This window comes from Vibrio sp. S234-5, assembly GCF_000960595.1.
In the GTDB taxonomy this organism is placed as follows: Bacteria; Pseudomonadota; Gammaproteobacteria; order Enterobacterales; family Vibrionaceae; genus Vibrio.
Map to the genome: position 1 here is coordinate 1 of NZ_JZAM01000276.1, position 2179 is coordinate 2179.

Here is a 2179-nt window from a genome sequence, read left to right on the forward strand (position 1 = left end):
TAAGCATAACAAAGCGTTCAAGTGGGATTTGGCACGCGTGGCATTTTCAGTTTGCGTTAGGTTTGGTGGTTACGGCATTGTGCGGTAACTTGTGTATTGCGTGCCTGCACCCCTTAACGCGGCGTTATGCTTAATCACGCAAAATCAGTGAGTTATGGTTCTTCTTTGTTCCTTTGGCTTTTCAGTTTTGTGTTTGTCGGCAAGTTGGCTCCATTGGGCGCTGTTTTCCGGACACTTGTTCTTTGGCGCTGGAAATTCAGAGCGTTGCCTCAGTCAATTTTCGGGCAAGCGCGAGTTTAGGGCGGTTGGCTCAATCAGAAGTTTGATCTTAGGTTTTTCGGTTTTATATGCCAAAGTTCAAAGTCTGATTTTCAAAAATTATGAGTCATTTCAGTTTTTTGGTTTTTGGCTTTTGTTTGTGAGTTAAAGCTGAGTTAATCTCGGTTTTGGTAAAACGTAAGTCATTGAAGCTTAAGCATAACAAAGCGTTTAAGTGGGATTTGGCACGCGTGGCATTTTCAGTTTGCGTTGAGTTCGGTGGTTACGGCACTGTGCGGTAGCTTTTGTATTGCGTGCCTGCACCCCTTAACGCGGCGTTATGTTTTTAATCAGGTTCAGAGAATCATGGAAGAAAAGAGTCAGTTATTTTTACAGCAGTACCTTCGAACTTTACCTAGTGAAGTGTCTGCAAAATTTACATCATTTAGTTCGGATTACTTTTGCGCAGATGAGTATAACGCAAATCTATGTGCAGATTTAATTCTACGTGGCGAGAAACGTGCATCATGCAGCATGGAATATTGGTATAGCCACGAAAGCGAAGTATTACCTATAGTTGGGCACCTTCAAGTGGTCACAAACTGGGATGGTGAGCCAATTTGTATCATTGAGATCACATCGGTCTCAAGTTGTCGATTCAACGAAGTGACGGAAGAGTTTGCGGCAAGTGAGGGTGAGGGCGACAAATCGCTAGAATGGTGGCGTAAGGCTCATTGGAAATTTTTCTCACGTGAATGTGAAACTTTAGGTATAGAGCCAAGTGAGGATATGTTATTGGTTTTAGAACACTTTAAGGTCGTGTATCAGTAAAAACATAACAAACGCTTCAAGAGGGACAGCCAACGCGTGGCATTTTTACTATGCGTTGGTTTTTGTGGTTACGGTGTTATGCGGAAAGTTGGTAGTAGCGTTGTCTGCCCCTTAAGCGGGCGTTAGGTTTAAGGTTATACATGGAAATCAAAGAGTTTAGTGTTTGTAATCTGGAATCATTAAGGAAGATCTATCTTCACTCTAGAAGAGATGGTTTTACATGGCTCAAGACGGACAGCTTTCGATTAGAAGACTTTGATCGTGATACTCAAGGTGAACGAATTTGGCTAGTTGAGGCTTTAGGTAAAGTTGCAGGTTTCATCTCGATTTGGGAACCTGACAAATTTGTTCATCATCTGTATGTTTCCAGCGAATATCAGAGTCAAGGTATTGGCTCAATATTACTTAACGGTGCGAAAGCAAAATATGGCTATTTGAGTCTTAAATGTATGGTTCAAAATCAAAAGGCACTTGAGTTCTATTTGTCACAAGGTTTTGCAATTGTGTCGCAAGTAGATGATGAATTTGGTGGTTATTATCACATGAGCTTCAGCTCAAAAACCTAACAAACGGCTCAAGAGGGATTGCCAACGCATGGCGGCTTTAGTTCAAAATTGAAGTTCAGTGTTTACGGTGTGTTTTTTAAGTTCGGCGGTGCGTTGTCAACCCCTTAGCCGGGCGTTATGTGATCTTGTAAATTCAGCTACATAAAGGAGAATTTAGTGGCTAATTCAGTGATAATTCAGCAATTAGATAATCAATTGAAAGTAAATTCAGATGCTTATGATTTAAGTCGAATTGTTGGTGTTGAAGTGAAAGTTTTGACGTTTAAAGACTATCTTATGAGAATGTTTCTGTTGGGTGCAATTTCATCGAGTTTACTTTTTATCTTTATCCCATCAGAGCATCAGGAATATGGATTAGCGTATGCATCCTTTTTGCCATTGGTAGCATTTGTATTCGGTAAGCGCATCATAAACCCCGCATTCTAATCGTCTAGCCCGAATAATAAGATCAAACCTCCAACCCAAAGGAGATTTGAAATGGCCAAACGACGCACTAACCAAGAATGGCGAACCCTGTTCGAACA

At 41.1% G+C, this 2179-nt stretch carries 3 protein-coding genes; all 3 read left to right on the forward strand.

Annotated elements, in window-relative coordinates; genetic code table 11:
* The first annotated feature begins 624 nt into the window (after nucleotides 1-624).
* The 3 genes from UF06_RS17680 to UF06_RS26340 all read left to right on the forward strand — a co-directional run bounded on the left by UF06_RS17680 (nucleotide 625) and on the right by UF06_RS26340 (nucleotide 2081).
* On the forward strand, nucleotides 625-1089 hold the full coding sequence (locus UF06_RS17680; RefSeq protein WP_045571621.1) for an ASCH domain-containing protein: 465 nt from the start codon (nucleotides 625-627) through the stop codon (nucleotides 1087-1089).
* Between the two features lie 140 nt (nucleotides 1090-1229).
* Nucleotides 1230-1655 (forward strand): GNAT family N-acetyltransferase, encoded by a 426-nt coding sequence (locus tag UF06_RS17685; protein WP_045571622.1) that lies wholly within the window; start codon nucleotides 1230-1232, stop codon nucleotides 1653-1655.
* A 156-nt stretch (nucleotides 1656-1811) separates the two neighbouring features.
* Nucleotides 1812-2081 (forward strand): hypothetical protein, encoded by a 270-nt coding sequence (locus tag UF06_RS26340; RefSeq protein ID WP_052702575.1) that lies wholly within the window; start codon nucleotides 1812-1814, stop codon nucleotides 2079-2081.
* Nucleotides 2082-2179: the final 98 nt, after the last annotated feature.

Coding starts and splice junctions, on each gene's coding strand:
- UF06_RS17680 (WP_045571621.1), top strand. CDS start 625: ATGGAAGAAAAGAGTCAGTTATTTTTACAGCAGTACCTTCGAACTTTA.
- UF06_RS17685 (WP_045571622.1), top strand. CDS start 1,230: ATGGAAATCAAAGAGTTTAGTGTTTGTAATCTGGAATCATTAAGGAAG.